At 45.0% G+C, this 24,933-nt stretch carries 23 protein-coding genes, 1 tRNA gene and 1 pseudogene; 9 read left to right on the top strand and 16 right to left on the bottom strand.

Annotated features, from left to right (window positions below; translation table 11 throughout):
- Positions 1-106 precede the first annotated feature (106 nt).
- From R7E47_RS13210 to rpsU, 10 genes and pseudogenes are all read right to left on the bottom strand, one after another.
- Entirely contained in the window at positions 107-520 is a 414-nt protein-coding gene (locus tag R7E47_RS13210) for a hypothetical protein (RefSeq protein ID WP_058966371.1), read from the bottom strand.
- Positions 521-700: 180 nt separating this feature from the next.
- Positions 701-982 (bottom strand): annotated as a pseudogene (locus tag R7E47_RS13205) (tyrosine-type recombinase/integrase); the annotation flags it as partial.
- A 159-nt stretch (positions 983-1,141) separates the two neighbouring features.
- On the bottom strand, positions 1,142-1,438 hold the full coding sequence (locus R7E47_RS13200) for an imm11 family protein (protein ID WP_182039652.1): 297 nt from the start codon (positions 1,436-1,438) through the stop codon (positions 1,142-1,144).
- Between the two features lie 290 nt (positions 1,439-1,728).
- The gene (locus R7E47_RS13195) at positions 1,729-2,463 is read right to left on the bottom strand and encodes an AHH domain-containing protein (RefSeq protein ID WP_054578491.1); all 735 of its coding nucleotides are present in this window, start codon (positions 2,461-2,463) and stop codon (positions 1,729-1,731) included.
- Between the two features lie 375 nt (positions 2,464-2,838).
- Positions 2,839-3,930, bottom strand: coding sequence for an integrase (locus R7E47_RS13190; RefSeq protein ID WP_058966373.1), 1,092 nt, complete (start codon positions 3,928-3,930; stop codon positions 2,839-2,841).
- 98 nt (positions 3,931-4,028) lie between these two features.
- A tRNA-Ile gene (locus tag R7E47_RS13185) sits at positions 4,029-4,104 on the bottom strand.
- A gap of 155 nt (positions 4,105-4,259) precedes the next feature.
- A complete protein-coding gene (gene rpoD, locus R7E47_RS13180) occupies positions 4,260-6,122 on the bottom strand; it encodes an RNA polymerase sigma factor RpoD (protein ID WP_005395986.1) in 1,863 nt (620 codons plus the stop codon).
- Positions 6,123-6,221: 99 nt separating this feature from the next.
- On the bottom strand, positions 6,222-7,988 hold the full coding sequence (dnaG, locus tag R7E47_RS13175; protein ID WP_005379719.1) for a DNA primase: 1,767 nt from the start codon (positions 7,986-7,988) through the stop codon (positions 6,222-6,224).
- A 149-nt stretch (positions 7,989-8,137) separates the two neighbouring features.
- Positions 8,138-8,581, bottom strand: coding sequence for a GatB/YqeY domain-containing protein (locus tag R7E47_RS13170; RefSeq protein ID WP_005379720.1), 444 nt, complete (start codon positions 8,579-8,581; stop codon positions 8,138-8,140).
- A gap of 27 nt (positions 8,582-8,608) precedes the next feature.
- Positions 8,609-8,824 (bottom strand): 30S ribosomal protein S21, encoded by a 216-nt coding sequence (gene rpsU / locus R7E47_RS13165; RefSeq protein WP_001145625.1) that lies wholly within the window; start codon positions 8,822-8,824, stop codon positions 8,609-8,611.
- Between the two features lie 230 nt (positions 8,825-9,054).
- On the opposite strand from rpsU, the gene tsaD reads away from it, so the two are divergent.
- Both tsaD and R7E47_RS13155 read left to right on the top strand, forming a co-directional pair.
- Entirely contained in the window at positions 9,055-10,071 is a 1,017-nt protein-coding gene (gene tsaD / locus R7E47_RS13160) for a tRNA (adenosine(37)-N6)-threonylcarbamoyltransferase complex transferase subunit TsaD (protein ID WP_005379854.1), read from the top strand.
- A gap of 176 nt (positions 10,072-10,247) precedes the next feature.
- Entirely contained in the window at positions 10,248-11,063 is an 816-nt protein-coding gene (locus tag R7E47_RS13155) for an alpha/beta fold hydrolase (RefSeq protein WP_005379855.1), read from the top strand.
- Between the two features lie 34 nt (positions 11,064-11,097).
- Here R7E47_RS13155 and plsY read toward each other — a convergent pair whose 3' ends face one another.
- A complete protein-coding gene (gene plsY, locus R7E47_RS13150; protein WP_005379857.1) occupies positions 11,098-11,709 on the bottom strand; it encodes a glycerol-3-phosphate 1-O-acyltransferase PlsY in 612 nt (203 codons plus the stop codon).
- Between the two features lie 250 nt (positions 11,710-11,959).
- Here plsY and folB point away from each other — a divergent pair, with 250 nt between their 5' ends.
- The 3 genes from folB to R7E47_RS13135 are packed head-to-tail and all read left to right on the top strand — an operon-like array spanning position 11,960 to position 13,616.
- Complete coding sequence (gene folB, locus R7E47_RS13145; protein ID WP_005379859.1) at positions 11,960-12,319, top strand: bifunctional dihydroneopterin aldolase/7,8-dihydroneopterin epimerase; 360 nt, start codon at positions 11,960-11,962, stop codon at positions 12,317-12,319.
- Positions 12,316-12,798: a 2-amino-4-hydroxy-6-hydroxymethyldihydropteridine diphosphokinase gene (folK, locus tag R7E47_RS13140; protein ID WP_005387457.1), complete on the top strand. Its 483-nt coding sequence runs from the start codon at positions 12,316-12,318 to the stop codon at positions 12,796-12,798. The genes folB and folK overlap by 4 nt, the downstream gene beginning before the upstream one ends.
- A gap of 14 nt (positions 12,799-12,812) precedes the next feature.
- Positions 12,813-13,616 (top strand): undecaprenyl-diphosphate phosphatase, encoded by an 804-nt coding sequence (locus R7E47_RS13135; RefSeq protein WP_033906080.1) that lies wholly within the window; start codon positions 12,813-12,815, stop codon positions 13,614-13,616.
- Between the two features lie 52 nt (positions 13,617-13,668).
- Here the strand turns inward: R7E47_RS13135 and R7E47_RS13130 are convergent, their stop codons facing one another.
- A complete protein-coding gene (locus tag R7E47_RS13130) occupies positions 13,669-14,889 on the bottom strand; it encodes a multifunctional CCA addition/repair protein (protein ID WP_053306866.1) in 1,221 nt (406 codons plus the stop codon).
- A gap of 137 nt (positions 14,890-15,026) precedes the next feature.
- Between R7E47_RS13130 and R7E47_RS13125 the strand changes: the two genes are divergently transcribed.
- The 3 genes from R7E47_RS13125 (at position 15,027) to ggt (ending at position 19,333) form a co-directional block, all read left to right on the top strand.
- Positions 15,027-16,643 carry an ExeA family protein gene (locus tag R7E47_RS13125; RefSeq protein WP_318084337.1) on the top strand — a complete coding sequence of 539 codons (1,617 nt, stop codon included), beginning with the start codon at positions 15,027-15,029 and terminating at the stop codon, positions 16,641-16,643.
- Positions 16,643-17,329, top strand: a complete 687-nt coding sequence (locus R7E47_RS13120; RefSeq protein ID WP_005379904.1) for a general secretion pathway protein GspB — start codon at positions 16,643-16,645, stop codon at positions 17,327-17,329. Before R7E47_RS13125 ends, R7E47_RS13120 begins: the two co-directional genes overlap by 1 nt.
- 273 nt (positions 17,330-17,602) lie before the next feature.
- A complete protein-coding gene (ggt, locus tag R7E47_RS13115; protein ID WP_025768393.1) occupies positions 17,603-19,333 on the top strand; it encodes a gamma-glutamyltransferase in 1,731 nt (576 codons plus the stop codon).
- 88 nt (positions 19,334-19,421) lie between these two features.
- Here ggt and R7E47_RS13110 read toward each other — a convergent pair whose 3' ends face one another.
- The 3 genes from R7E47_RS13110 to R7E47_RS13100 form a co-directional block, all read right to left on the bottom strand.
- Positions 19,422-20,033 carry a TIGR04211 family SH3 domain-containing protein gene (locus R7E47_RS13110; protein ID WP_005379900.1) on the bottom strand — a complete coding sequence of 204 codons (612 nt, stop codon included), beginning with the start codon at positions 20,031-20,033 and terminating at the stop codon, positions 19,422-19,424.
- Between the two features lie 178 nt (positions 20,034-20,211).
- Positions 20,212-21,471, bottom strand: a complete 1,260-nt coding sequence (locus R7E47_RS13105) for an inorganic phosphate transporter (protein WP_005379898.1) — start codon at positions 21,469-21,471, stop codon at positions 20,212-20,214.
- A 131-nt stretch (positions 21,472-21,602) separates the two neighbouring features.
- On the bottom strand, positions 21,603-22,283 hold the full coding sequence (locus R7E47_RS13100; protein ID WP_005379896.1) for a TIGR00153 family protein: 681 nt from the start codon (positions 22,281-22,283) through the stop codon (positions 21,603-21,605).
- Between the two features lie 212 nt (positions 22,284-22,495).
- Here R7E47_RS13100 and R7E47_RS13095 point away from each other — a divergent pair, with 212 nt between their 5' ends.
- The gene (locus R7E47_RS13095) at positions 22,496-24,028 is read left to right on the top strand and encodes an inorganic triphosphatase (RefSeq protein WP_182015953.1); all 1,533 of its coding nucleotides are present in this window, start codon (positions 22,496-22,498) and stop codon (positions 24,026-24,028) included.
- 41 nt (positions 24,029-24,069) lie between these two features.
- On the opposite strand, the gene R7E47_RS13090 is transcribed toward R7E47_RS13095, so the two are convergent.
- Positions 24,070-24,843, bottom strand: a complete 774-nt coding sequence (locus R7E47_RS13090; RefSeq protein WP_005387432.1) for a potassium channel family protein — start codon at positions 24,841-24,843, stop codon at positions 24,070-24,072.
- Positions 24,844-24,933 lie beyond the last annotated feature (90 nt).

The raw sequence follows: 24,933 nt of genomic DNA, 5'->3' as shown, positions 1-24,933 counted from the left end.
CATGGCTTTCGTCGAGCTCCCTCTAGTTTCGCAAGAGCCAGCCGACTTCATTGACATTTGAGGGGCACTTTTGTTGAGGCTGTACTTTATTGAAGTTGTACGGACTTCATTGACGGTCTTTACTAGCTTTTTCTACTACCAATAAAAATGTCATGCTAACAGTAGCTAAAGCAAAAGAAAGAGGTGTATTTACCCAGCTAAACTCACTAATTTCAAATGTGGCGGCGATAACGACAGATAACATTAGGCCCGCCGTAATCATGAACATTGGAATGGAGTGATAAGACTCAAAATAGTTAGCGAATGAAAAAAGAGCTGCATAACCGGCAATCGCTGTTAACAAGGCTAGGATTACATTCGCAGTAATTCCAACTCCAGGCAATAGGTTATACAAGAATTCAATCCAGTTTTCTTGGGCTAAGGAAGCGGGGAAGTAGCTCATGTATGCAACAGCTAATGCAGGAAATACTAAATAATTTGAAACGCTTTTGATGGCTGGTAGTTTTAATAGGATATCCATAGTGTCTCACTAAGTTTGATTAAACAAAGATAATTACCTTTAGGTTTAATATTAAACATAAACCAACATTTGGTTTGAGTGTTAAATCACGTTAAGCTTTAACTATGAAAGAGTTAGAAATGTATTGGCTGTAACAATCAGAGTCCTTTCTGTATTACAGCCCCTCAAGTGTCAATAAACCTAACTTATGTAATGAGAATGAGCTTCTATTACTGGGCTAATCTCAATCGTATTGACATTTGAGGGGCGCTTTTGTCGACGCCTTTCTAGTTCTTCAACCAGATCTTCAGCTCTTAGGTGAGTGTAGCGGCGCAGCATCTGCATCGACTTATGGCCGCTTATAGCTGTGACTTGTTGAGTACTTAAACCACCTTCTACTAATCGGCTGACGCTTTCGTGTCGCAAGTCGCGAAACTTAAAGTCCTGTAGCCCAATTTGGGCTTTAATCTTCGTCCATACCTTATTGAAATTATAAGGACGCCGTTTGCCTACCTGAAGGACTCTAACGCCTGGAGATAAACCGGGACGGTTGTAGTATTACAACTGATTCTTTAATTAGCATCTTGGTTAGCTACCAATGATTGAACCAATGAGTAAGACCAAGTAACCCTATAAGAGAAATTACACCGCCTCATCAATGAAATCTAAACCTGTTAGATCTTCTGAGAAACCGATACCTGTCAGCTTATGTTCGGTCACTAATTCTCGAAGTATATCTGTACAGAATAAATTTACGGGGCCTTCCTCTACTGACTTGAAGATATATTTATCTTGAGTATCTTCTTCGTCGAAGACTAGTGTCTCCAATCCTATCAATTCACCGTATTCAACTTTGGGAATCGTTAACTGTTTGTTTTCTCTTGCGAATGTCAGTGCTGCATAGAAATACCAAGTTTCACTACCTACATTGATTGGCAAAAACTCTCCACATGTCGACAACTTGTTATGTAAGTAATTGAATGCTTTGGGTGAAAATATGAGGAATGTATTACACCAAATACTTATATCTGGGGTTTCCGAATCTTTCTTGAGAACATCTGCAAACTCCGAATTAACCTTACCCCATATCGGTTGGAGTGATGAATTGTGCGAAGGTTGATGCAGTATGTCTCTTACAAGCTCAAAGTCACCTAATTGTTCAGCTAGGTCACTAGGCAATAATGAAAGAGTTTTAAACTTAGTAGGATCTTCTGTGATTCTATAAACGGTCATGAGCCATTCCAACTTACATCTTTTTTCTGAGTAATCTTTGAAGGGTATTCTCCATCTTTCAAGCTCATTTTAATCCTATTTAACCGAGCTATTACCATCTGTTTTGTCATACCACCAGTCACAAATATTCTTGCGATCCAGTTCTCATAGTTAAATCGATGTATTGAACGGTGTGCCGGTGACTTTGGGTCAACCCAATTCAAGTCGTTGTTCTTTTTGAAGTTCATCATCCAGACCCCATTTCTTGGATCATTTATACCTATTTGGTGCATGTGCAGCTCAAGTCGAGCTGCCTGAATTGCTGTTTGTTTGAACCGACCTTTACCTGGAATAATGTGGTGGGCTTCGTGATTGGTAGTAGGTTTTGGCTCCCCTGCTGCGGTTAGGTTTCTTGCAAGTTTTTGAGTTGGGTGATGTTCTTCTTCCTCAAGCTCTTTCAACTTTTTGCTCTGGTTTTCCTTTACATAATCTCGAAGCTCAGCTTCCATCTCTGTGACTTTGGCATGAGCAATCAATTGTGTACGCTTCATCTTCAAAAACTTTAGATCTCTTTGTTCAGCTTCAAGCATTCGTTTTACTTGCGCTTTGGGTGCGGTACGAGCTTTATTTGTCTTATATTTGGCGTAGAAGTCTTTAACTAACATATCGTAACGATCTAAGGCTAATTCTGCCGCTGATGGGTTTGCAGGACGATTTGAACGATGTCCAGCGATAGATAATCCAGTTTGCATTTCCATACCTATGTGTTGAGTTTTTGATGTAATAACATCGATAGGAAACTGGTTGCAATGTGATTGTCGAGAATTATGACTCAGCTTAAAAAATAAAGAGATAAATGGTAAAGGTCGGGAGGTGTAACTGTGGGGAAACATCAATGTATGCGGTAAATATAGAGGGGAGAGTTATATAAAACTTACTATTAGTTCAGTTACCACTTACCTGAGAAAGCTTCACACAGTTCAAGTATAGCTGCCCCTCATATGTCAGCACTGGTATGTTTATCTTTCTAGTCCCCCAAGATTCAATAAGTCGGGCTTATCAGAGGAGAACAAGCCGGCATTACTCATCTAATAGATATAGTATTGACATTTGAGGGTCGCTTCTACCTATGCTTTTTTCTCTTTTGCAATCGCGTCCAGCTCTTCAACCAGGTCTTCGGCTCTGAGGTGCGTGTACCGGCGTAGCATCTGCATCGATTTATGGCCGCTGATGGCCGCGACTTGCTGATCACTTAATCCGCCTTCTACTAAACGGCTGACGCTCTCGTGGCGCAGGTCGTGGAATTTGAAATCCTTCAGGCCAATCTTGGTCTTAATCTTCATCCATACCTTGTTGAAATTGTATGGACGTCTTTTGCCGTCTTTACCTGGCTCGCCAAAAAAAATCAGGTCAGTATCAATTGGCCGTACCGGATTGTTAATTGCCTGTTTAAAAGATTCTAACGCCGGGAGAGAAAGCGGAACGGTTCTCGGCATGGTGTTTTTGGTTTCAACCAGGAAAACTACACGTTTTTTCAAATCAACTTGAGAGCGGCGCAAAGAGGTTATCTCTGATGAGCGCATACCCGTTTCTAAGGCTATACGGACAATCCAGGTTAACATCGGATTCGAGTGTGCCTCAACGGCTTCTAGGAGCTTCAATTCTTCTTCTGGAGTTAAGCGTCGTTCTCGCCCAGAAGGAGGGGAGGGCTTGCGGATATTTTGTACTGGATTAATTGCTAAGCCTATACCCCATTCTTTAATCGCGATGTTGTATAGGTGGCTGAGCAGCGCTAGGTCTATACGAACTGTGTTTGGAGAACGAGGTTTCGGCGCAGGATTCCCTTTGGCGTCGCATCGGTCTAAGCCAGCTAAACGGTCATCACGGTATTTGGCAATGATATCTGGAGTGAGGGCGGCTAGGGAATATTGGCCTAAAGCTTTGATGATTGGTTTGGAATGTCTTGCATCACATGCAGCAGTGGCTGGGCGCTTCGTGGGAGATACTTCAGCTAAATAACGTTGCAGAGCATCTTCTATCGTCATCCGTTCTGAAGAAGAGCGTTTGATATACACGCCACGAACAATTTCATCTTCAGTACGCCTAGCCCAATCTTCTGCATCGCGTTTGAGGCGAAAAGTTTTAGATGTAGTTGGCCAGCCTGTTTTTCTAATAACAGCTTTCCATGTGCCTGAAGGGGTTTTAACTAAGGTTGCCATAAAAGTACTCCCGAATACTCACTGTACTGATTTTGTACCTCGGGACGTATAGAAAGGCAACATTCAAAAGAGGATAAGCGATAAGTGCTTGATTTGAATGGTGGCCCCTCGCAGACTTGAACTGCGGACCAATCGATTATGAGTCGACTGCTCTAACCACTGAGCTAAGGGGCCTTAATAGGACAACGATTATAGGGGAAGCGTTGCAAGGTGTCTAGATACCAACTAGGGCAATTGCGCTTAGTTTTTATCCACTTAGAACAGTAGATAATAAAAAAGGTGACCTAAAGTCACCTTTTTTGATTTCTAAAAGCTTGTATGCGCTGCGATTATTCGTCTAGGAAGCTGCGCAGAGTCTCTGAGCGGCTTGGGTGACGAAGTTTACGTAGTGCTTTTGCTTCGATCTGACGGATACGCTCACGAGTAACGTCGAACTGCTTACCAACTTCTTCTAGAGTATGGTCAGTGTTCATGTCGATACCAAAGCGCATACGAAGTACTTTCGCTTCACGTGGCGTTAGACCTGCAAGCACGTCTTTTGTTGCCACTTTAAGGCTAGTTGCTGTTGCAGAATCTAGCGGAAGTTCTAGCGTTGTATCTTCGATAAAATCACCTAGATGCGAATCTTCGTCGTCACCGATTGGTGTCTCCATTGAGATAGGCTCTTTAGCGATTTTTAGAACTTTACGAATCTTGTCTTCTGGCATTTGCATGCGCTCTGCCAGTTCTTCCGGTAGTGGCTCGCGACCCATCTCTTGCAACATTTGACGAGAAATACGGTTTAGCTTGTTGATCGTTTCGATCATGTGTACCGGGATACGAATCGTACGTGCTTGGTCCGCGATTGAACGAGTGATTGCCTGACGGATCCACCACGTTGCGTAAGTCGAGAACTTGTAACCACGACGATATTCGAACTTATCTACCGCTTTCATCAGACCGATGTTACCTTCCTGGATCAGATCCAAGAACTGTAGGCCACGGTTGGTGTATTTCTTCGCGATAGAAATTACAAGACGCAAGTTCGCTTCAACCATCTCTTTCTTCGCACGGCGAGCTTTTGCTTCACCGATAGACATACGACGGCTGATGTCTTTAATGTTCTGTACGTTTAGAGAAGTCTCTTCTTCAATCATTTTTAGCTTAGCGATTGAACGACGGATTTCTTCTTCGTTACGTTTGATCTTTTCAGCGTATGGCTTGTCTGAAGCAAGAACTTCATCCAGCCAAGCTTCACTTGATTCATTACCAGTGAACAGCGCGATGAATGATTTCTTCGGCATTTTGCCGTATTCAACCACTGACTTCATGATCAGACGCTCTTGTGTACGAACGCGATCCATAGCAGTACGCAGTTCATTCACTAGGTGATCAAACTGTTTAGGCGTTAGACGAAACTCGCGGAATACGTCTAGCATCATTTCATTAGCAACGGTTGCTTTCGGGCTGTTATAGCCGTACTCGTTGATTGCTAATTGAAGATTTTGATAGGTGCTGCGTAGTTGGTTGAATTTCTCTAGCGCTAATTCAGGATCGATACCTACATCTTCTTCAGAATCATCTGAATCGTCATCGCTATCTTCGTCGTCATCAACGTCTTCATCGTCTTCTTCTTCTAACTGAGATTCAGTCAGTTCAGAACCGATGTGTGTTGCCGTTGGTGCAGCGGTGTCGTCAGCATCTGGATCTACAAAACCTGAAATTAGGTCTGTAAGACGTAGTTCTTCAGCTTGAACTTTGTCAAATTGCTCAAGAATGTACGGAATTGTGCCTGGGTATTCAGCAACAGACGATTGAACTTGGTTAATACCTTCTTCAATACGTTTTGCGATGTCGATTTCGCCTTCGCGAGTTAGAAGTTCGACAGTACCCATCTCACGCATGTACATACGTACTGGGTCTGTTGTACGACCAATCTCACTCTCTACGCTAGAAAGTGCAGCGGCTGCAGCTTCGGCTGCATCTTCATCGGTAATATTTGTGTCATCGTTCAGTGCTAAATCATCAGCATCAGGAGCAGTTTCTACTACCTTAATGCCCATGTCGTTGATCATCTGAATGATGTCTTCTACCTGTTCTGAATCTACGATTTCAGCAGGTAGGTGGTCATTTACTTCGGCGTAGGTCAGATAGCCTTGTTCCTTGCCTTTAATAACAAGTGACTTTAGCTGTGACTGCGGATTGTGATCCATAGACGGTATCCAACTTCGTAATCTGGTGAAGGAATCAGTATGCGAAATGCAAACCACTTACTATAACAAATTAAATCGTTGCTGACTAATTAAACAGGGTTACGCTTTTAAATCTAGCATAAGTGCTAGCAGCTCCCTTTTCTCTTCGGCTGATAAACCGACACTTCTTGCTTTGGCCTGCAGGTTTTCAATTTGTTTTTCTACGCACTGGGCAATAATTTTATCCAGTGAGTCTAAAAAGATTTCTTCTTGGTTGTCCTCATCGAGTGGAATGTCCCAACTCGCGAGACGAGACAGAAGGGTCTCATTTTGGCTGTTTCGCCAATGCTCTAATAATTGGCCTGTGTTGATATGGGGATGCGCTTGGCATTTATCAAGTACATCAACAAATAAACTTAGACCAGGAATGGGCAAATCTCTAACGCTAGTTAGATCTGGCACCATACTTACGTATTGTGGGTTTTGAATCAGTAACGCGATCACTTCTCGCATCGGCGTTCGCTTGATTTCTTTATGAGGTTGAGGCCTTTTATCCTCTTTACCTTGTTTTGAAATTAGCTGCTGTAGTTGGCGTTCATCAACCAAACCCAAACGGCGGCCAAGCAATTCTCTCAAGTATAGTCTTAAAGTGCCGCCAGGGACTTTATCAATGAGAGGAACCGCAAGAGTACTCAGTTTTGCCATGCCTTCTTTCGTGCTCATATCGACCTGCTGAGTCAATGAGCTGAACATGAATTCAGACAAGGGCATCGCATTAGACACTTGCTGCTCAAATGCTTGTTTTCCGTTTTGTCGGATATAAGAGTCGGGATCTTCTCCATCCGGCAAAAACATGAATTTTAACTGGCGACCATCCGTTAGGTAAGGCAATGCATTTTCCATGGCACGCCACGCGGCTTCACGGCCTGCGCGGTCACCGTCATAACAACACACGACGGTGCTTGTTTGCCTGAATAACACTTGCAAGTGATCGCCCGTTGTCGAGGTTCCCAATGAGGCAACGGAATAATCTACGCCATATTGAGCAAGCGCGACAACATCCATATAGCCTTCAACCACTAAAATTTGTGGTGGCTCACGGTACGCTTGTAGTACTTCATAAAGGCCATACAACTCTTTACCTTTATGAAATATCGGGGTTTCGGGTGAGTTGAGATATTTTGGTGTCCCATCACCTAATACTCGACCACCAAAGCCTATTACTCGACCGCGTCTGTCTCGAATAGGAAACATCACTCGACCACGGAATCGGTCGTAGCGGTTGCCTTTATCGTTTTCAATCAACATGCCGCCAGTGACGAGCATGTCTTGGTTTTCTTTATTCTGGCCAAAGTTCTTACGAACTAAATCCCATTCATCAGCCACATAGCCGATGCCAAACTTCTGGACGATTTCACCAGACAGGCCGCGATCTTTTAGATACTCAATCGCCACCTTACTTGCTGGCTGTTTGAGTTGGTTACGATAAAATTGAGCAATGCTGCCCATTAAGTCGTATAGGTTACGTTTTTCACTGCTGCTTGCTTGTGGGCCTGATTGAAACGAACCATTACCGCCGCTACGTTGTTCGCGAGGAACATCTAAACCCAAGTATGAAGCGAGTTCTTCAATGGCTTCGACGAATTCTAGTCGGTCGAATTCCATCAAAAAATCGATGGCATTTCCATGCGCGCCACAACCAAAACAATGGTAGAACTGCTTTTCTTGACTGACACTGAATGAGGGTGTCTTTTCGTTGTGGAACGGGCAGCATGCGCCGTAGTTTTTGCCTTTTTTCTTAAGTTTCACACGTGCGTCGATGATATCGACAATATCAAGTCGAGCTAGAAGGTCATCGATAAAACTGCGAGGGATGTGTCCAGCCATAAAACCTAACAAAAAAAGAAGATGATGAGTGGAGTGAATGCCTTAAAAGAATGAGCGTATTGCCCATTGATTTCATTCCATCCATCCAGATACAAACAAGCCGTGCGCTCCAAAGGATAGCACGGCTTGCTGCAATTGGGTGGGGTACCTTAAGCCAATTTAGCGCGAACTAAACCGCTTACTTTACCCATATCTGCACGCCCTTGAATTTGCGGTTTCAGAACGCCCATTACTTTGCCCATGTCTTGCATGCCAGCTGCGCCAGATTCAGCAATCGCGTTCTCGATGAGAGCCGCTACTTCTTCGTCTGTCAGTGGTTGAGGCATAAAGTCCTCAAGAACGGTAATTTCTGCTTGTTCCGCATCAGCAAGATCTTGACGACCCGCTGCTTCAAACTGCGCTACAGAATCGCGACGTTGTTTAACCATCTTGGTCAATACTGCAAGAATGTCGTCATCGTTCAGAGTAATCTGTTCGTCAACTTCACGTTGCTTGATTGCTGATAGGGCTAAACGAATAGTACCAAGGCGCAATTTGTCCTTGGCTTTCATCGCTAATTTTTGCTCTTCTTTGAGTTGATCAATCAGAGCCATAACTAAATTCCTTTTGGAGCTCAGTTATTAGTACAGGCGAACGCGACGAGCGTTTTCGCGAGCTAGCTTCTTAGCGTGACGCTTTTGAGCTGCTGCTTTAGCGCGTTTGCGAACTGTAGTTGGTTTTTCGTAGTGCTCACGACGACGCACTTCAGAAAGGATACCTGCTTTTTCGCAAGAGCGCTTAAAACGACGTAGAGCAACGTCGAACGGTTCGTTTTCACGTACTTTAACTACTGGCATATGCCTTTCACCTCAGGGGTTATTCGTTAACGCTGGTATTCAACAGACCAAATCACAATTGTTAGGTCTCTTACCAGCTTGATCAAAAATGGTGCGGAATTTTAATCCGATCACAACTACTTTGTAAAGCCTTTTGTCGATTATTGTCTGTACAAAATTTGTTTGCAGCACCAAGGCGAGGTAATATGACGCCCAAATTTCCTCTATACAGAAAGCATACTGAGAAAACCATGCGCATTATTGGTATTGAAACCTCTTGTGACGAGACTGGCATCGCAATTTATGACGATGAAAACGGTCTCTTGTCACACAAGCTATACAGCCAAGTAAAACTGCACGCAGATTACGGCGGTGTGGTGCCTGAGTTGGCTTCACGTGACCACGTAAAGAAAACCATTCCTCTTATTAAAGAGGCACTAAAAGAAGCGAACTTAACTTCAAAAGACATCGATGGTGTCGCGTATACCGCGGGGCCTGGTCTTGTTGGGGCGCTATTAGTGGGTGCGACTATCGGTCGCAGTATTGCTTATGCTTGGGGAGTGCCAGCGGTACCTGTTCATCATATGGAAGGTCACCTATTGGCCCCAATGTTGGAAGATAACCCTCCACCGTTCCCGTTTGTGGCGGTATTAGTATCGGGCGGTCACTCTATGATGGTGGAAGTGAGAGGCATCGGTGAGTACAAAATTCTAGGTGAGTCGATTGATGATGCGGCGGGCGAAGCGTTTGATAAAACAGCGAAGCTAATGGGTTTGGATTACCCAGGCGGTCCACTATTATCTAAACTGGCGGAAAAAGGTACACCGGGCCGCTTTAAGTTCCCGCGCCCAATGACGAATGTGCCAGGTTTGGACATGAGTTTCTCTGGTCTAAAAACCTTTACGGCTAACACGATTGCTGCAAACGGTGATGACGAGCAAACCCGCGCGGATATCGCATTGGCATTTGAAGAGGCTGTGTGTGCTACGTTGGCTATTAAATGTAAGCGCGCGCTTGAGCAAACAGGCATGAAACGCATTGTTATTGCTGGTGGTGTGAGTGCTAACCGTCGTTTGCGAGCTGAGTTAGAGAAGTTAGCGAAGAAAGTTGGCGGCGAAGTTTACTACCCACGTACTGAGTTCTGTACAGATAACGGTGCGATGATCGCTTACGCAGGCATGCAGCGCTTGAAGAATGGCGAAGTGGCTGATATGTCAGTAGAGGCTCGTCCACGTTGGCCAATTGATCAACTAACACCTGTCGCTTAGTCAAATTTATGCGGTAGGTTTGAAACCGGTTCTTTGTAATAAAGGTCTCTGCTCCTCAGAGGCCTTTATTTTTAATTATTCAATGAACCGCCTCGTTTTACATTCTGACTGATGCGATCAGTTCGCGATTGTTTCAGTGCTAGGATGACGTGGAAGAATAAGAAATGGATATAACAATGAATAAGTTTGAAATTGAAGGTCAGCAACTTGCTTATCTAGATAAAGGTGAGGGCCCTGTGCTTCTATTTGGTCATAGTTACCTTTGGGATAGCCAAATGTGGGCGCCACAAGTTGAGGTTTTAAGCCAGTCATTCCGTTGTATTGTGCCAGATCTTTGGGCACATGGTGAATCGGACGCTGCACCTGCATCGACACAGTCATTGGCCGACTATGCACAACATATGTTGGCATTGATGGATCATTTAGATATCGAAGAATTCTCGATAGTGGGCTTATCTGTTGGCGGCATGTGGGGAGCTGAGCTAACGGCTCAAGCGCCGCAACGTGTTAAGTCACTGGTATTGATGGATACCTTCATTGGCTGGGAGCCAGAAGTTACGTATAAAAAGTATTTTGCAATGCTTGATACCATCAGCCAAGTCCAAGCAGTGCCTGCGCCAATTATTGAAGCCGTTGTGCCGCTGTTCTTTGCCAACAACGTCAATCAGGATAACCCTAAACTTGTCGCTTCATTCAAACGCAGTTTAGAAGAGCTGAACGGTGAGCGTGCGGTGGAAGTAGCTCGCATGGGGCGCATGGTGTTTGGTCGCCGTGATGTGATTGAAGATTCGGAAAAATTCGCTCTGCCGACGTTAATTGCGGTGGGCTGTGAAGATAAGCCTCGCCCGGTTTTCGAATCGTATTTAATGAAAGACTGTATCACGGGCAGTGAGTTGGTAGAAATTCCGCAAGCGGGACACATCAGTTGTTTAGAACAGCCGGAGTTCGTCAACCAAATGTTGTTGAACTTCCTGAATCGAGTTCATGCGTAACCAATGCATCCCTCTTTAAACGAAAAACTCGGCATTAAGCCGAGTTTTTTTGTGTCAGTTTCTTCTCGCCGATTTTTGGCTCGTCGCCAGACAAAAGCCGACGAATATTTTGATGATGCTTAAATACGATTAAGCAACACAGCATAGCAACAGGTAACGTGTATTGCGGTTTAAACATCCAAGTATAAAACGGAGTGACCAAAACCGTGACGAGAGCCGCTAAGGATGAATAGCGGAATAGCGCGGCTACTGACAGCCAAGTTAACATCACCAATCCTGTTAAGTCCAAACCAATCGGAGCGATAGCGCCAAGCGCGGTTGCGACACCTTTTCCGCCTTTAAAGTGGAAAAAGATGGGGTACATGTGGCCAAGACAGGCAGCAATGGCGATGACGCCAAGAATGATAGGGTCGATACCAAGAAAGTATCCGCCCCACACGGGGATAGTGCCTTTGAGCATATCGCACAACAAGACTGAAACAGCGGCTCCTCGTCCGCCAATACGCAATACGTTCGTTGCTCCAGGATTGTTAGATCCCACACTGCGTGGGTCTGGCAGTTTTAAGAGTCGACAGATCAAAACCGCACTGGAAACCGAACCTAATAAATAGGCGGCCATTGTCATTATCAGTGCCAGTGCGTCCATAGAAGTCCTTGATGGATTGGAATTTAATGCTCGCTTCCCGCGTAGTTGCTATCATACCCCGAATTTACATAATGCAGAAATCCTCACTGTGATAGAGCTTGCATTATGTGATTTCTTGTATATAAAGATGCTTTCGCAGTTTATACCTAAGTAACATTGTGATGACCAAAGTAAATGTTACTTAGGTATAGAATACTACGATCAAATTACCCCTCACGGGTATCCGACCTCTGTAATAGAAGGACATAAGATGGCTCTGGATAAAGTTTTTATTGAACAGTTAGAAGTAATCACCACAATTGGCGTGTACGACTGGGAGCAACAAATCAAACAAAAGTTGGTTCTAGATATTGAAATGGCACACGATAATAAACCTGCGGGCAAAAGTGATGATGTGCAAGATGCACTGGATTATTCGCAGGTGAGTGAGGCGGTACTTAACCACATTGAAAATGGTCGTTTCTTACTGGTCGAGCGCGTGGCTGAAGAAGTAGCAGAGCTTATCATGCTGCGTTTCTCAGTGCCTTGGGTGAAAATCCGCCTAGCGAAGCCTGGCGCCGTGCCGCAAGCACGTGCTGTTGGTGTGGTGATTGAGCGAGGCCGAGCATGATCACCACCTATATCGGTGTTGGGACGAACGTAGAAAGAGAGCAACATGTGCTTGCTGCGTATCAGGAGCTGCAACGGCTTGGAGAAAATCTCCTCGTATCACCGATATATGAATGCGAACCTATTGGTTTTAGCAGCAAGAATTTCTACAACTTTGTCGTTGCAATGCGTACCGAGTTGTCATTAGAAGAGTTGAGCCATCAACTACGCGAGATTGAATTTAAGTGGGGACGCGAAGAAAACGCGCAAAAGTATCAGGATCGAACACTGGATCTCGATATAGTGTTGTTCGGTGAGCGCGTCTCCAAGAAAAAACCTGAGCTACCTCGCAGTGATATCTACAAATATCCTTTTGTCACAAAGCCGCTGTATGATCTCGAACCGCAATTAGTGATCCCAGGCGATGGACGCACAGTCGCAGACATTTGGCATGCTATGCAGCCAGTCGATTCGCTCAAACCCGTTTCCTTTCATTTTTAATTTGAGTTGTTTACATGAGTTATTTTGAAGCCTTTATTTTGGCTCTGATTCAGGGGCTGACAGAGTTTTTGCCTATTTCAAGCTCTGCCCATTTGATCCTGCCTTCCGCTATTTTAGGATGGGAAGACCAAGGTCTAGCCTTTGATGTTGCTGTTCACGTCGGTACATTAATGGCTGTCGTGATCTATTTTCGTCATGAAGTAATCACTTTGTTTCAAGCGTTATTTGCTTCGATCTTTAAAGGAGATCGCAGTAAAGAAGCTAAATTGGCTTGGATGATCGTGATTGCGACGATTCCAGCTTGTGTGTTCGGCTTATTGATGAAAGACATCATTGAAGTGTATCTACGTAGCGCTTACGTTATCGCGACTACTACGATCGTATTTGGCCTGTTGCTATGGTGGGTAGACAAAAACGCTAAACTCGTTGCCGATGAATACCAAACGGGTTGGAAGAAAGCTGTATTTATCGGTATTGCTCAAGCCTTAGCGATGATTCCTGGAACTTCACGTTCAGGGGCGACCATCACAGCAGCGCTTTACCTTGGCTTTACTCGAGAAGCGGCTGCGCGCTTTTCATTTTTAATGTCGATCCCAATCATTACATTAGCTGGTAGCTACTTAGGCATGAAGTTAGTGACCAGTGGTGAACCTGTCCATGTTGGTTTCTTAATGACTGGCATTATCACATCGTTTATCAGTGCGTACATCTGTATCCACTTCTTCTTGAAGATGATTTCACGCATGGGCATGACACCGTTTGTGATTTACCGTCTGATTTTGGGCATCGGTTTGTTCGCTTTTCTATTAAGTTCATAATTGATGTTAACGAAAAACGCCCGCGAAATCCGCGGGCGTTTTTGTTTGTTCGTTACTTCTTAAGTGCTGCTTTCACTGCTTCAATACGTCGTTTTTCTTGCTCGTCACGAATCGCAGGGCCTTTAAAGCCCTCTTTGATTATGATTTGAACGTCAACTGCCGCTGCTGCTTGGTAGGCTTGCCTAAAAATATCCGCCTGTGGATATGGTTGCGTTTCCAGTCCTTTACGACCAGCGTGATCCGCTTGGCAGCAAAGCAAGATATCTTGCAGACGTTCGGACTTACGCCACACATCGAGCTTATTGAGTATTTTAATTATGGTTTGTGGTTTAAGTTCAGCCGCGCGATGAATATTGGAGTGCTGTTCGCACACCATCAAGGCTAAATCACGAAACTCATTTGGTACCCGGACACGTTCGCACAGCTTTTTGATCAGTTTTAATCCTGTATGGCAATGCATTTTGTGGCTTGGCCATTCGCTCTCTGGCGTCACGCCCTTACCCAAGTCATGCACTTGGGCGGCAAACCTGACGGGGAGTGAGTTACTCAATTTTGCGGCTTGCTCTGCCACCATCAAAGTATGGATGCCAGTATCAATTTCTGGATGCCACTTCTCAGGTTGAGGTACGCCAAATAGTGCATCAATTTCAGGTAACACCACGGTTAATGCACCACAGTCTCGTAGAACCGATAAGAAAATATCAGGGCGAGGAGTAGAGAGAGATTTATGCCATTCTTGCCAAACACGCTCGGGAGTCAGTGTGCTCAGCTCTCCGGACTCTGCCATGTGACGCATTAACCGCATGGTTTCGTCGGCAACCGTAAAGTTTAGATCAGCAAGCTTCGCTGCGAAGCGAGCGACACGTAAAACGCGTAGAGGGTCTTCAATAAAGGCGTCTGATACATGGCGTAGCAGTTTATCGTTGAGATCTTGCTGGCCACCATATGGGTCATGGATCGTGCCATCACTCTCCATTGCCATCGCGTTAATGGTTAAATCACGACGTATCAAATCTTCTTCTAAGGTGACGTTTTGATCGAAGAAACATTCAAAACCAGTGTAACCAGAACCTGACTTTCTCTCTGTTCGTGCAAGGGCATATTCTTCTTTACTTTTGGGATGCAGAAATACAGGAAAGTCTTTACCAACGGCGGTGTATCCTTGGGACAGCATCATCTCGGGCGTCGCGCCTACGACCACCCAGTCGTTGTCATAACTATCAATTCCGAGCAATTTATCTCGAACTGCGCCACCTACTAAATAAACTTGCACGAATTACCTCTTAATTTATGGATATGCCGTTGGACATTGTAGCAAGCAATGGTACTTTTCTTTACTCCTAAGAATAGAAGAAGAGCGTTTATACCATGTCTGACTATTCCCAGGTGGTTTTTTAGCTGGAGAGCCTAATGTATAAGGACTTTTTTGGGTTTGTCGAACAACCATTTTCGATTGTTCCAAACTCACGTTATTTGTATTTAAGCCAACGTCACAAAGAGGCAATCACACATCTCCAAGCTGGGCTAGGCGATGGCGGTGGCTTTGCTATGCTTACTGGCGAAGTAGGTACAGGCAAAACGACCGTCGCAAAAGCGATGCTGGCGAATTTGGGTGATAACACCAAAGCGGGTCTTATTCTCAATCCCACGTTTTCGAGTAGAGACTTGCTCGAAGCCATTTGCGATGAGTTCAAAATCACCTATCCGCCAGATGCAAACCTCAAACAGCTAAACCAGGTTATCCATCAATATTTGCTGCGTAATTATCGTTCAGGCTGGCAGACATTGCTGGTCATTGATGAGGCTCAACACCTTGCTGCCGACGTTCTAGAGCAGTTGCGCTTGTTGACCAACTTGGAAACCGATACCAGAAAATTGCTCAAAGTGTTGTTGGTCGGGCAGCCTGAATTGCAGCGGTTATTACAAACAACACAACTACGCCAACTTGCCCAGCGTATTACCGGGCGTTATCACCTGTTGCCGTTGGATGAAAAAGAGACAGAAGATTACATCGCATTTCGACTACATACAGCAGGTGGCGACCAGCAACTGTTTAATCGTGCTTCTTGTAAACTTATAGCCAAATACAGTCACGGTATACCGCGGCTCATCAACCTTATCTGTGACAAATCCCTCAACATTAGTTATCACCAGGGTAATGTGGTGGTGGATAAGCAAACCGTTCAGCAGGCCTGTGAAGAGGTGATGCAGTTTCAGGCAGATATTTATCAGCAAGATAAAAAAGAGCGCCGGACTTTCCGTTGGCCTGCTTGGGGCTCTGTCACGGTAGGCCTTATTGCTGCATTAAGTACGGGGTGGGCGGTCGTGAATTATATGCCAGCTCAAGCGACGTCAGTGTTGACACAAGTGACGGAGCCAAGAGTAGAGCCAACACCAACCGTCGTAAGCCAACAGTTAACGGATGAGCAGCGTGATTTATTGTTAACACAAAAACAGTCGAACCTCGCTGTAAATGATTTGTATCGTTTGTGGGGGTATCAAGCATCGGTTCGCGATAATCTTTGTTTGTCAGAACCGCAGTCGACTATGCGTTGTGAGCGTAAAATGACGACTTGGCCGCTGTTGATGCAACAAAATCGCCCTGTGATCTTGGAGTTGAATTATCAAGGTGATGTTGGGTATGTCATTCTATATGCCGTCGGTAATGACCAAGCTGAAGTGCTCAATGGCAAGCAGCGTCTGCGTCTGCCAGTTTCGTGGCTAAAGCCGTTGTGGCAGGGCAATATTATCGAACTGCGGCATGCTCCGCTGAATGAAACATTACGTTTAGACATGGAAGGCCCTGCGATTGAAGTATTAGACCGATTATTAGCAGAAGCGGTGAGTGAGCCACTGCTTGAAACGTCTATTTTTGATGGTGCGATGAAAGAGCGAGTCGAGTTATTTCAACGTTGGCAAGGAATTGGTGTCGATGGTATTGCAGGTAAGCGAACGCTAGACCGACTTCAGCAAAATGTTCAGCCAGATGCGCCTCAACTGGCGAGAATAGAGAAGGAGGACGCATAATGTCAGCTGTGAAACATATAGGTCTCTTCTTGCTGCCAATCACTGCTTCTGCTATCGGAGTCGCTTGGTACTTAGATCTCTTTGCACCGAGTGTTGAAGTAGATACAACGTCCCCGATAGAAAAGGTCGAAGTGGTATCACCTTTCAAAGTATTAGACTATCCAGAGAACACCCAGTTGGCCCAATTGCCAAGAGAGTGGCCAAGTGCAGAGCTATCGCGTGATTTTGGTACATTTACCACCCCCGATGAATACACGAGCCATACACCAAGCAGAGATGAAACACGCGACTCAGCATCAACCCAAACGACTTCTGCTGCTGAAGAGGACCTCGGGTTGTCTTTGGATGATCTGGATTTATCCTCATTATCTCCAGATTTAGCTAGGAAGGTCGAAAATGCCTTATCCCGAGATGATGACAATTCGTCATCACAAACGGCACGCGTGAACGATTTAGAGCGCAACGCTCACCAGTGGCAAGGGCGTCTACCTGCGCTTAATTTGCAAACCCATATGTACGCTAGTGATGAAAATCGCCGTTGGGTGAAAATTAACAATGTTGAGTATCATCAGGGGGATGTCGTTGATGATCAGGTCACTCTAAGAGAAATACAACCGCAAGCTGTGATTGTTGAGTTCCAAGGTGAGCAAATTCGTATACCAGCGTTGTATGAGTGGAAAGGGTAACTCTTGTAGAAACACATCAAGCCAGCGAAATCATATCGCTGGCTTTTTATTTTTCAGAGCATCTTTTGCATCTATTCTGGTGATGATTTCTAGATACTCAAACAAGCAAAATATAGCTTTCCTCAGTCGTTTAAATAGCACCAATATCATTCATCTATTGATAGCGCGATTCCAGTCAGCGTTGTGTAAAAAGACACCATCTTCACGAACTTCGGAGTAATGACTTGGTCCACGTTAGACCCCATCACATAATAGGAGTCTAAACAGAGACACATGCGTATTCTGATTTTTTCTTTAAGCATTGTTGCATCGACAAGCTATGCAGCAAAGCCAGACCCATTCCCAGTTACACCAGATAGTCGCGGGCAAGATTTCATGGTCAGTGCGACGAATCCTTACGTGAGCAGTACCGGTTACTCAATATTGAAAGAAGGCGGTAATGCTGTTGATGCTATGGTCGCGATGCAGATGGTGATGTCTGTCGTTGAGCCAGATATGACCGGAATTGGCGGCGGGACTTTCGCGCTGTTTTATCAACATGACGAGAAAAAATTTCTGGCCCTTGATGGTCGAGATGAAGCGCCCTCTAGCGCGAACCCTGAAATGTTTGTTGAGAATGGGGAAGTACTCAGTCGCAACGAAATATTAGGCCCTCGTTCTGTTGCGGTTCCGGGCACATTGCGGTTGCTTTACACCACTCATGAACAATATGGCAAGTTGCCATGGGCAGAGCTGATTAAGCCGGCGATTACATTGGCGAGCAATGGGTACGCGATGAACAGCTACACCTACGACATCGTAGTAAGAGAGCAAAGCCGACTTGAGCAAGATCCGGAAGTGAAAGCCTTGTATTGGCAAGGGGACGATATTAAGCCGACGGGAACCTTGATGAAGAACCCTAAGATGGCTGAGACGCTGAGGAAGATCGCGCAACAAGGCGATCGTTACCTTTATGGTGGTGAGCTTGGTCAGCACATCGTAGAGACGGTTAATAGTCGTATTGATGACCAACACGAGAAGTTGTCTTTAGAAGATTTTAAACATTACCAAGTGAAGCAGCGTGACATCATTGAGAGCGACTACCGTGGGAATAAAATCGTCTCTTTTGGTTACCCAGCTTCGGGCGGTGTGATGGTCGCTCAGAGTCTTGAACTGCTCGCACCCTATGACATTGCCCATATGGCGAAAACGGATGTGGAACCTTGGCGTCTCATGACTGAAGCGATGCGAATTGCAAAAGCCGATCGTATTGCGTATGCCGGAGATCCGGATTATGTGGAAACGCCAGTTGAACAGTTGTTGTCTAAAGCCTATCTAGATCAGAGACGTGATTTAATCCCTGATAATGGCACTTTAAAAGAGGATCCAAAAGCAGGACAGATAACGCAAACTCAGTATGCGCAATATCAAGGCTTCGAGAGCAAAGATACAGGGCATATTTCTATCGTCGATAGAGATGGAAATGCAATTGCGATGACCAGCACGGTAGGAACGGGTATGGGCTCGGGTGTGATGGTCGATGGCGTTATCTTGAATGCGCAGATGGCTAACTTCTCACCTCAGCCAACGGTTAACGGCAAGCCTACGCAAAACTCAATTGAAGCGGGCAAGCGTCCACGTTCGGCTATTACGCCATTAATGGTGATGGACAGTGATGATAACTTGCGTTTGGTGGTTGGGTCACCAGGTAGTTCACAAATCCCGGGGTATGTACTCAAAACCGTGGTTGGGGTGCTGGATTGGAATTTATCAGCGCAAGAGGCTATTGACTTACCAAACATCCAGTATGGCACTAAGATAGACCGCACCAAGTCTTATGACCCGACTGGTTTGCTGGTGGAAAAGAAAACGTTCGCAGAAATGTTGGTGCCTGAGTTTATGGAGCTTGGCTACCCAGTGCACGTTATTCCAGTGGTAAGCGGTTTGAATGCAATTGAGCTAAAAGATGGCAAGCTTTATGGCGCAACGGATCGTCGTCGAGCCTCTAGTTCAATGGGGGAGTAGTACTCACTTCTATCAAACGAAGCAAACTAAAAAGCCAGTCAATATCGACTGGCTTTTGCGTTCTTTTTAAAGATAAAAGCGTAAGGGTTTATGCCCAACCCGCAGGAGAGCGCTTTCTACGAGGCATGACATGCGGAAGAATCAAACCAAATAGTAAACCTAAACCTGCAACACCGCCGCCATAAGTGAAGTACTTAAGCAGCATGTCATCTTTTTGTGTATCCAGCTTTGCGCGTAGCTCGCGGTTTTCTGTTTCAACAGAAGTAAGCTGATCACTGATCTCAGAGTATTTATTTTCTAGATCTGAAATTTGTTGGTTACGTGTTTCGAGAGAGGTAACAAGACCTGCTTTCTCTGCATCAGAAGTTTGACGAGCATTAGCAAGCTGCTCTTTTACTTCGGCTAGCTCTTTCTCAATGCGAGGAAGGCGAATTGCCATGCTCTCTTGGTTTGTCACAAACTTGCTTTGTACCCAACCAGTGCGACCACGGTCATCACGAACTTGCGTGTAGCCAGTATCTCGGTTGGTTTTAATCAGTTGTACTTTAGAACCGGCGTTAACACTACCAATAATACGGTAGGTGTTATTTGGACCTGAGTGCATAAAAGTGAAGAGGTCATCAGAAATATAACGGTCTGCTGCTAGGGCCGCTGGCGCTGCTAGCAAAGTAAACAAAACCGTGATGATTAGTTTTTTCACAGTAAATCCCTTAACGATTTTTCTTGGAGACAGCGTTGGCACCGAATGATTGGAGCCGGAAATAGACGAATAGTATGCAGTTTCAAACTTCGGTGCAACAAAGAAGGGAGGCAAAGCCTCCCTTTCTGTGCGTTTGAGTCAATAATGACAAAGCGCTTACATTCTATTGACGAGTGTCTTAAGCGAACATCGCTTGAAGTCCGTAGAAGAATACTACGGCCAATAACGCACCCGCTGGTAGTGTAACGATCCATGATGCCACGATGTTACGAACTACGCCTAGGTTCAGTGCTGCGATACCACGAGCAAAGCCAACACCGAGAACCGCACCAACCAATGTTTGAGTGGTTGAAATTGGCAGGCCTGTACCAGACGCTAGAACTACCGTACATGCTGTTGCTAGCTGTGCTGCAAAACCGCGGCTAGGCGTTAGCTCAGTGATGCCTGTACCAACGGTTGCCATTACTTTGTGACCTAGTGTTGCAAGACCGACCACGATACCAATACCACCAAGAGGTAGAATCCACCAAGCGATGGTGCTTTTCGTGCTGATTTCGCCCATGTGTTCAACAGTCGATACGACAGCAGACAGTGGACCAATGGCGTTTGCAACGTCGTTTGAACCGTGTGCAAATGCCATCGCACAAGCGGTGATAACCATCAGAACGCTGAAGATACCTTCCACGCCAGAAAAGCTGCGGTCTTCTTCGCGATTAGCGAATTTTTTCTGGATGTATACGTAGCCGCCAATCATCACAAGTGCTGAAACTGCTGCTGCCCACATCCAGGCTTCACCATTGGTCAGGTGAAGACCAACGTGTTTTAGACCTTTTTTGATGGTTACAAGTGCAATCACCATTGTTGTGATGAACATGTAAACAGGTACAAAACGTTTCGCGTTAAACAGAGGGTTCTCAGTATCAAAAATCAGGCGCTGTGCGCTGACAAAGATAACGTAAGCAAAGAAACCTGAAATCACTGGCGTAATAATCCAGCTACCAACAATGCCTTGAACGCTGCCCCAGTCAACCGCTTCAGTACCTACTGATACGCATGCAAAACCAATGATTGCACCGATGATTGAGTGAGTCGTTGATACTGGCCAGCCCATGTAAGAAGCAAGAAGCAGCCATGTACCTGCTGCTAAAAGCGCAGACATCATGCCGTAGACAAGAACATCTGGTTGACTAGCAAATAAAGAAGTTTCGATTACACCTTTACGGATAGTGTCGGTTACTTCACCGCCTGCAAGGTAAGCACCTGCAAATTCGAAGATCATCGCAATGATGATAGCTTGTTTTACAGTTAGCGCTTTTGAACCTACAGATGTACCCATCGCATTAGCAACGTCGTTCGCGCCAATACCAATCGCCATCATGAAACCAAAAATCGCTGCAACAATAATCAGGACAGTGCCGTAGTTCGCAAGGATATCCATCGTAATACCTAGTTGTTTTATAACAAGCGGAACAAAATTTTACGCGCGCCAAACCATAAGACGATGAAAATAGTCATCGTCCCTATGACACGTGTTAATTATGCTCTTCGTTATGTCGTTAACTTTATGTTTTAAGATCGAGATAGCATGACTTCCAAACGAGCACCTACGCGCTGCGCTTGGTCGGCAATACCACCTACCCATTCAAGAATCTTGTATAGGAACATGACATCGATAGGGTTCATGTCAGCTTCAATCACCATCAACTGTTGGCGAAGTTCAATCTGCATGGCATCGGTATCATCTTCGATAACGTCTAATTGATGAATCATTTCAGCGACGAGCGTCACTTCACGGCCTTTGAAGCCGGTTTCTAGCAATTCATCAAGTTCATTGATTACCTTTTGCGCCTGATCGGCAGCATCAAGACAACGTTGAACGTAAGCGAGGAAGTTTGGTTGGAGAGCCTCAGGGATGACAAGTTGACGACCATATACACGGCCAGCAATGTCTTTTGCCAGGTTTGCAAGTTTGTCCTGTTGAGTCAAAAGCTCAAGCATGTCAGTACGGTCGACTGGCATGAACAAACCGCGAGGCAGTTTTAGACGGATTTCACGTTTCAGCACATCCGCTTCTTTCTCTAGGTGAGAAATTTGTGCACGGATTTCTGCTGCTTTTTCCCAATCACCCTTTGAAGATACTTCAAAGAATTTCACCAAGTGTGAACAACATTCGTTGACACACACAACGTGGCGTTGCAAAGGCTTAATTGGGGACTTTGCAAATAACCCCATAATTGTATTTACTGGCATGGTCATTCAACCTAATAACTATAACCTTAAAAAAACATACACCATTTCTGAGTGCTTGGCGAAATGTTGAACGATGGCTATAAAGGCGCGCATGGTAACGCATTAAATCGCTCATTAAAACTGTTTTAGATCATCATTCCGGCGATATTTCTCTCTTGCCGTGTGAGAAATTACGCAATATCCTGTTTCTATCTGCTTTGAAAGGTATAGCTATGGAAACCGAAATAGAACTGAAGTTTTTTGTTTCTCCTGAATTTTCAGAAACTTTAAAAGAAAAAATTTCTGAGACAAAAGTACTTCAGCATAGTTGTCGTGACTTGGGTAACACCTATTTTGATACTGCCGATAAATGGCTTCGAAAGCACGACATTGGTTTAAGAATTCGCCGTTTTGATGATGTATTCGTCCAAACCGTAAAGACAGCAGGACGCGTCGTCGCAGGCTTACATCAAAGACCAGAATACAATGCTGAGCACACTAGCGACGAGCCTAATCTGTCGCTTCATCCTCTAGATATTTGGCCTCCAGGTAAAGATGCAGAAACGCTGCAATCCGAGCTTATGCCATTATTCTCGACCAACTTCACACGTGAACAATGGCTGATTGGCATGCCCGATGGCAGTCAGATTGAAGTTGCCTTTGACCAAGGCTTAGTTGTAGCCAAAGGTGAAGACGAAGAAGAGAAGCAAGAGCCGATTTGCGAAGTTGAACTGGAACTTAAGTCAGGCCAAACCGAAGCTTTATTCACGCTGGCACGCAGCTTTTGCGAGCAAGGCGGTATGCGCTTGGGTAACTTGAGCAAAGCGGCGAAAGGTTATCGACTTGCAAGTGGTTATGCGGGTGATGAAGTAAAATCATTGGCACTTGTGGACAGTAGTCCGACGGATACCGTTGAATTTTGCTTGATCAACTCTTTAGAGCACGCTTTGTCTCATTGGCATTATCACGAGCAAATTTATGCTGAGCGTGACAGCGTGGAAGCACTGCGTGAAATCAGTAATGCCATTCGTTTCATTCGTCAAACATTGACTATTTTTGGCGGGATTGTCCCTCGTCGCGCAAGTGCGATTCTGCGCCAAGAGCTTAAATGGTTGGAAGAAGAACTGAGTTGGTTGGATGAGCATGCACACCTTGAAGAGCTCTTAGATGACAAAGGCAATGTGCTGCGTAAATTGGATGCGCGTAAGTTCTTAGTATCTGAGTTGACTCAGCAGTTACAAGAGTTGCCAAGCCGTGAAGAAGTGCTAGGGTTACTCAATTCCGCGCGTTACACAGGGTTACTGCTGGATCTAAGCCGCTGGATCTTAGCGCGCGGTTGGCAGCCATTTCTTGATGAAAAAGCACGTGAAAAAATGGCAAGTAACATCATGCTGTTTTCAGTTACTCAGCTCGATCGCACTTGGGCTGAGCTAATGGAAGCTTTCCCAGCAGAGCGCGATTTGACGGCGCAAGAGTACGTTGATCAGCGCTATCGCTTATTGCGTAACCTCTATACTGGCATTGGTTTCGCGAGTTTGTATAACTCGGATGAGCGTAACAGCTTTCGTTTACCATGGGCGGATCTGGTGCATGGTATCGATGATCTGCTAATGCTGAACCACTTGCTCCCGTTGGTTGATATGCTGGAAGACGCAGAAAAAGAGCAGTTAGAACGCTGGTTGCACCGTCAAGAGCGTTCAATTTTACATGCAATGGATCAAACCCGAGCGATCAGTGTGGAAGTGCAGCCTTATTGGCGTGAATGATCGTTCTGGTGGTAACGACAAAAAAATAGGACCATGAGGTCCTATTTTTTTGTCTCTGTTTTACGTTGTTGTAGCTCTTTTTCCATGAAATCGAGTCGTTCTAGTATTTGCGCTTGTTGGCTTAGGAGCTGCTCGAGCATACGTTCTTTATTGATTGAACTGTGCGTCTGTTGTTTCGTTGGGGCAGTAAGGATAGAGGTGATAAGACCCGAGATCATACCAAAGATACCCACCCCGCAAACAATGATGATGACAGCCAAAAACTTTCCTATGGAGGTCACTGGATAATGATCGCCGTAACCAACCGTTGAGATTGTTACAAATACCCACCACAAAGCATCGGCGCCAGTACGAATATTCGCTTCTGGGTTTTTCGCTTCGATAAACAGCATTGCACTAGAACCGAGTGTTATGAGGATAACCATCAATAGCAGTATAGAGGCGACCGTGGTTTCGCGGCGGTTTTCTTTGAGCTGATGCAAAATGAACTTTGACGAACGCAGTACTAATACCACTCGCATAATATGAAAAATACGAGCAAAGCGCAGGGGCTCTATCAATGGGATACTCGCCACGAAATCTATCCAATGACGTTTAAGGAATAACCAGCGATCTGTGGACCGGATCAAATCAATGGTGAGCTGTAGTAGAAAAATACTACAGATTATGAAATCCAGACCGATAAGAACTTGACGGGTTTCGTGATCGATCGGGAAAAACAACAAGCCAGAGATCACAAATAGTGCCATAAAAGACAATATTAGTGACAACAGGCCCATCGGTCGTGTGCTGTCTTTGATATCATTGTTTTTCATACGAAGCTCAAAATAAATCGCGTAACCACGCAAAGCGCGAACATAACTATAAGTAATATAAAGATTATAGATAAAGACTATATAAGACTC

Source organism: Vibrio sp. Vb1026 (genome assembly GCF_033338745.1).
In the GTDB taxonomy this organism is placed as follows: domain Bacteria; phylum Pseudomonadota; class Gammaproteobacteria; order Enterobacterales; family Vibrionaceae; genus Vibrio; species Vibrio alginolyticus.
The sequence above is the reverse complement of the archived record's forward strand: the minus strand, read 5'-3'. Positions and strand labels throughout refer to the sequence as shown.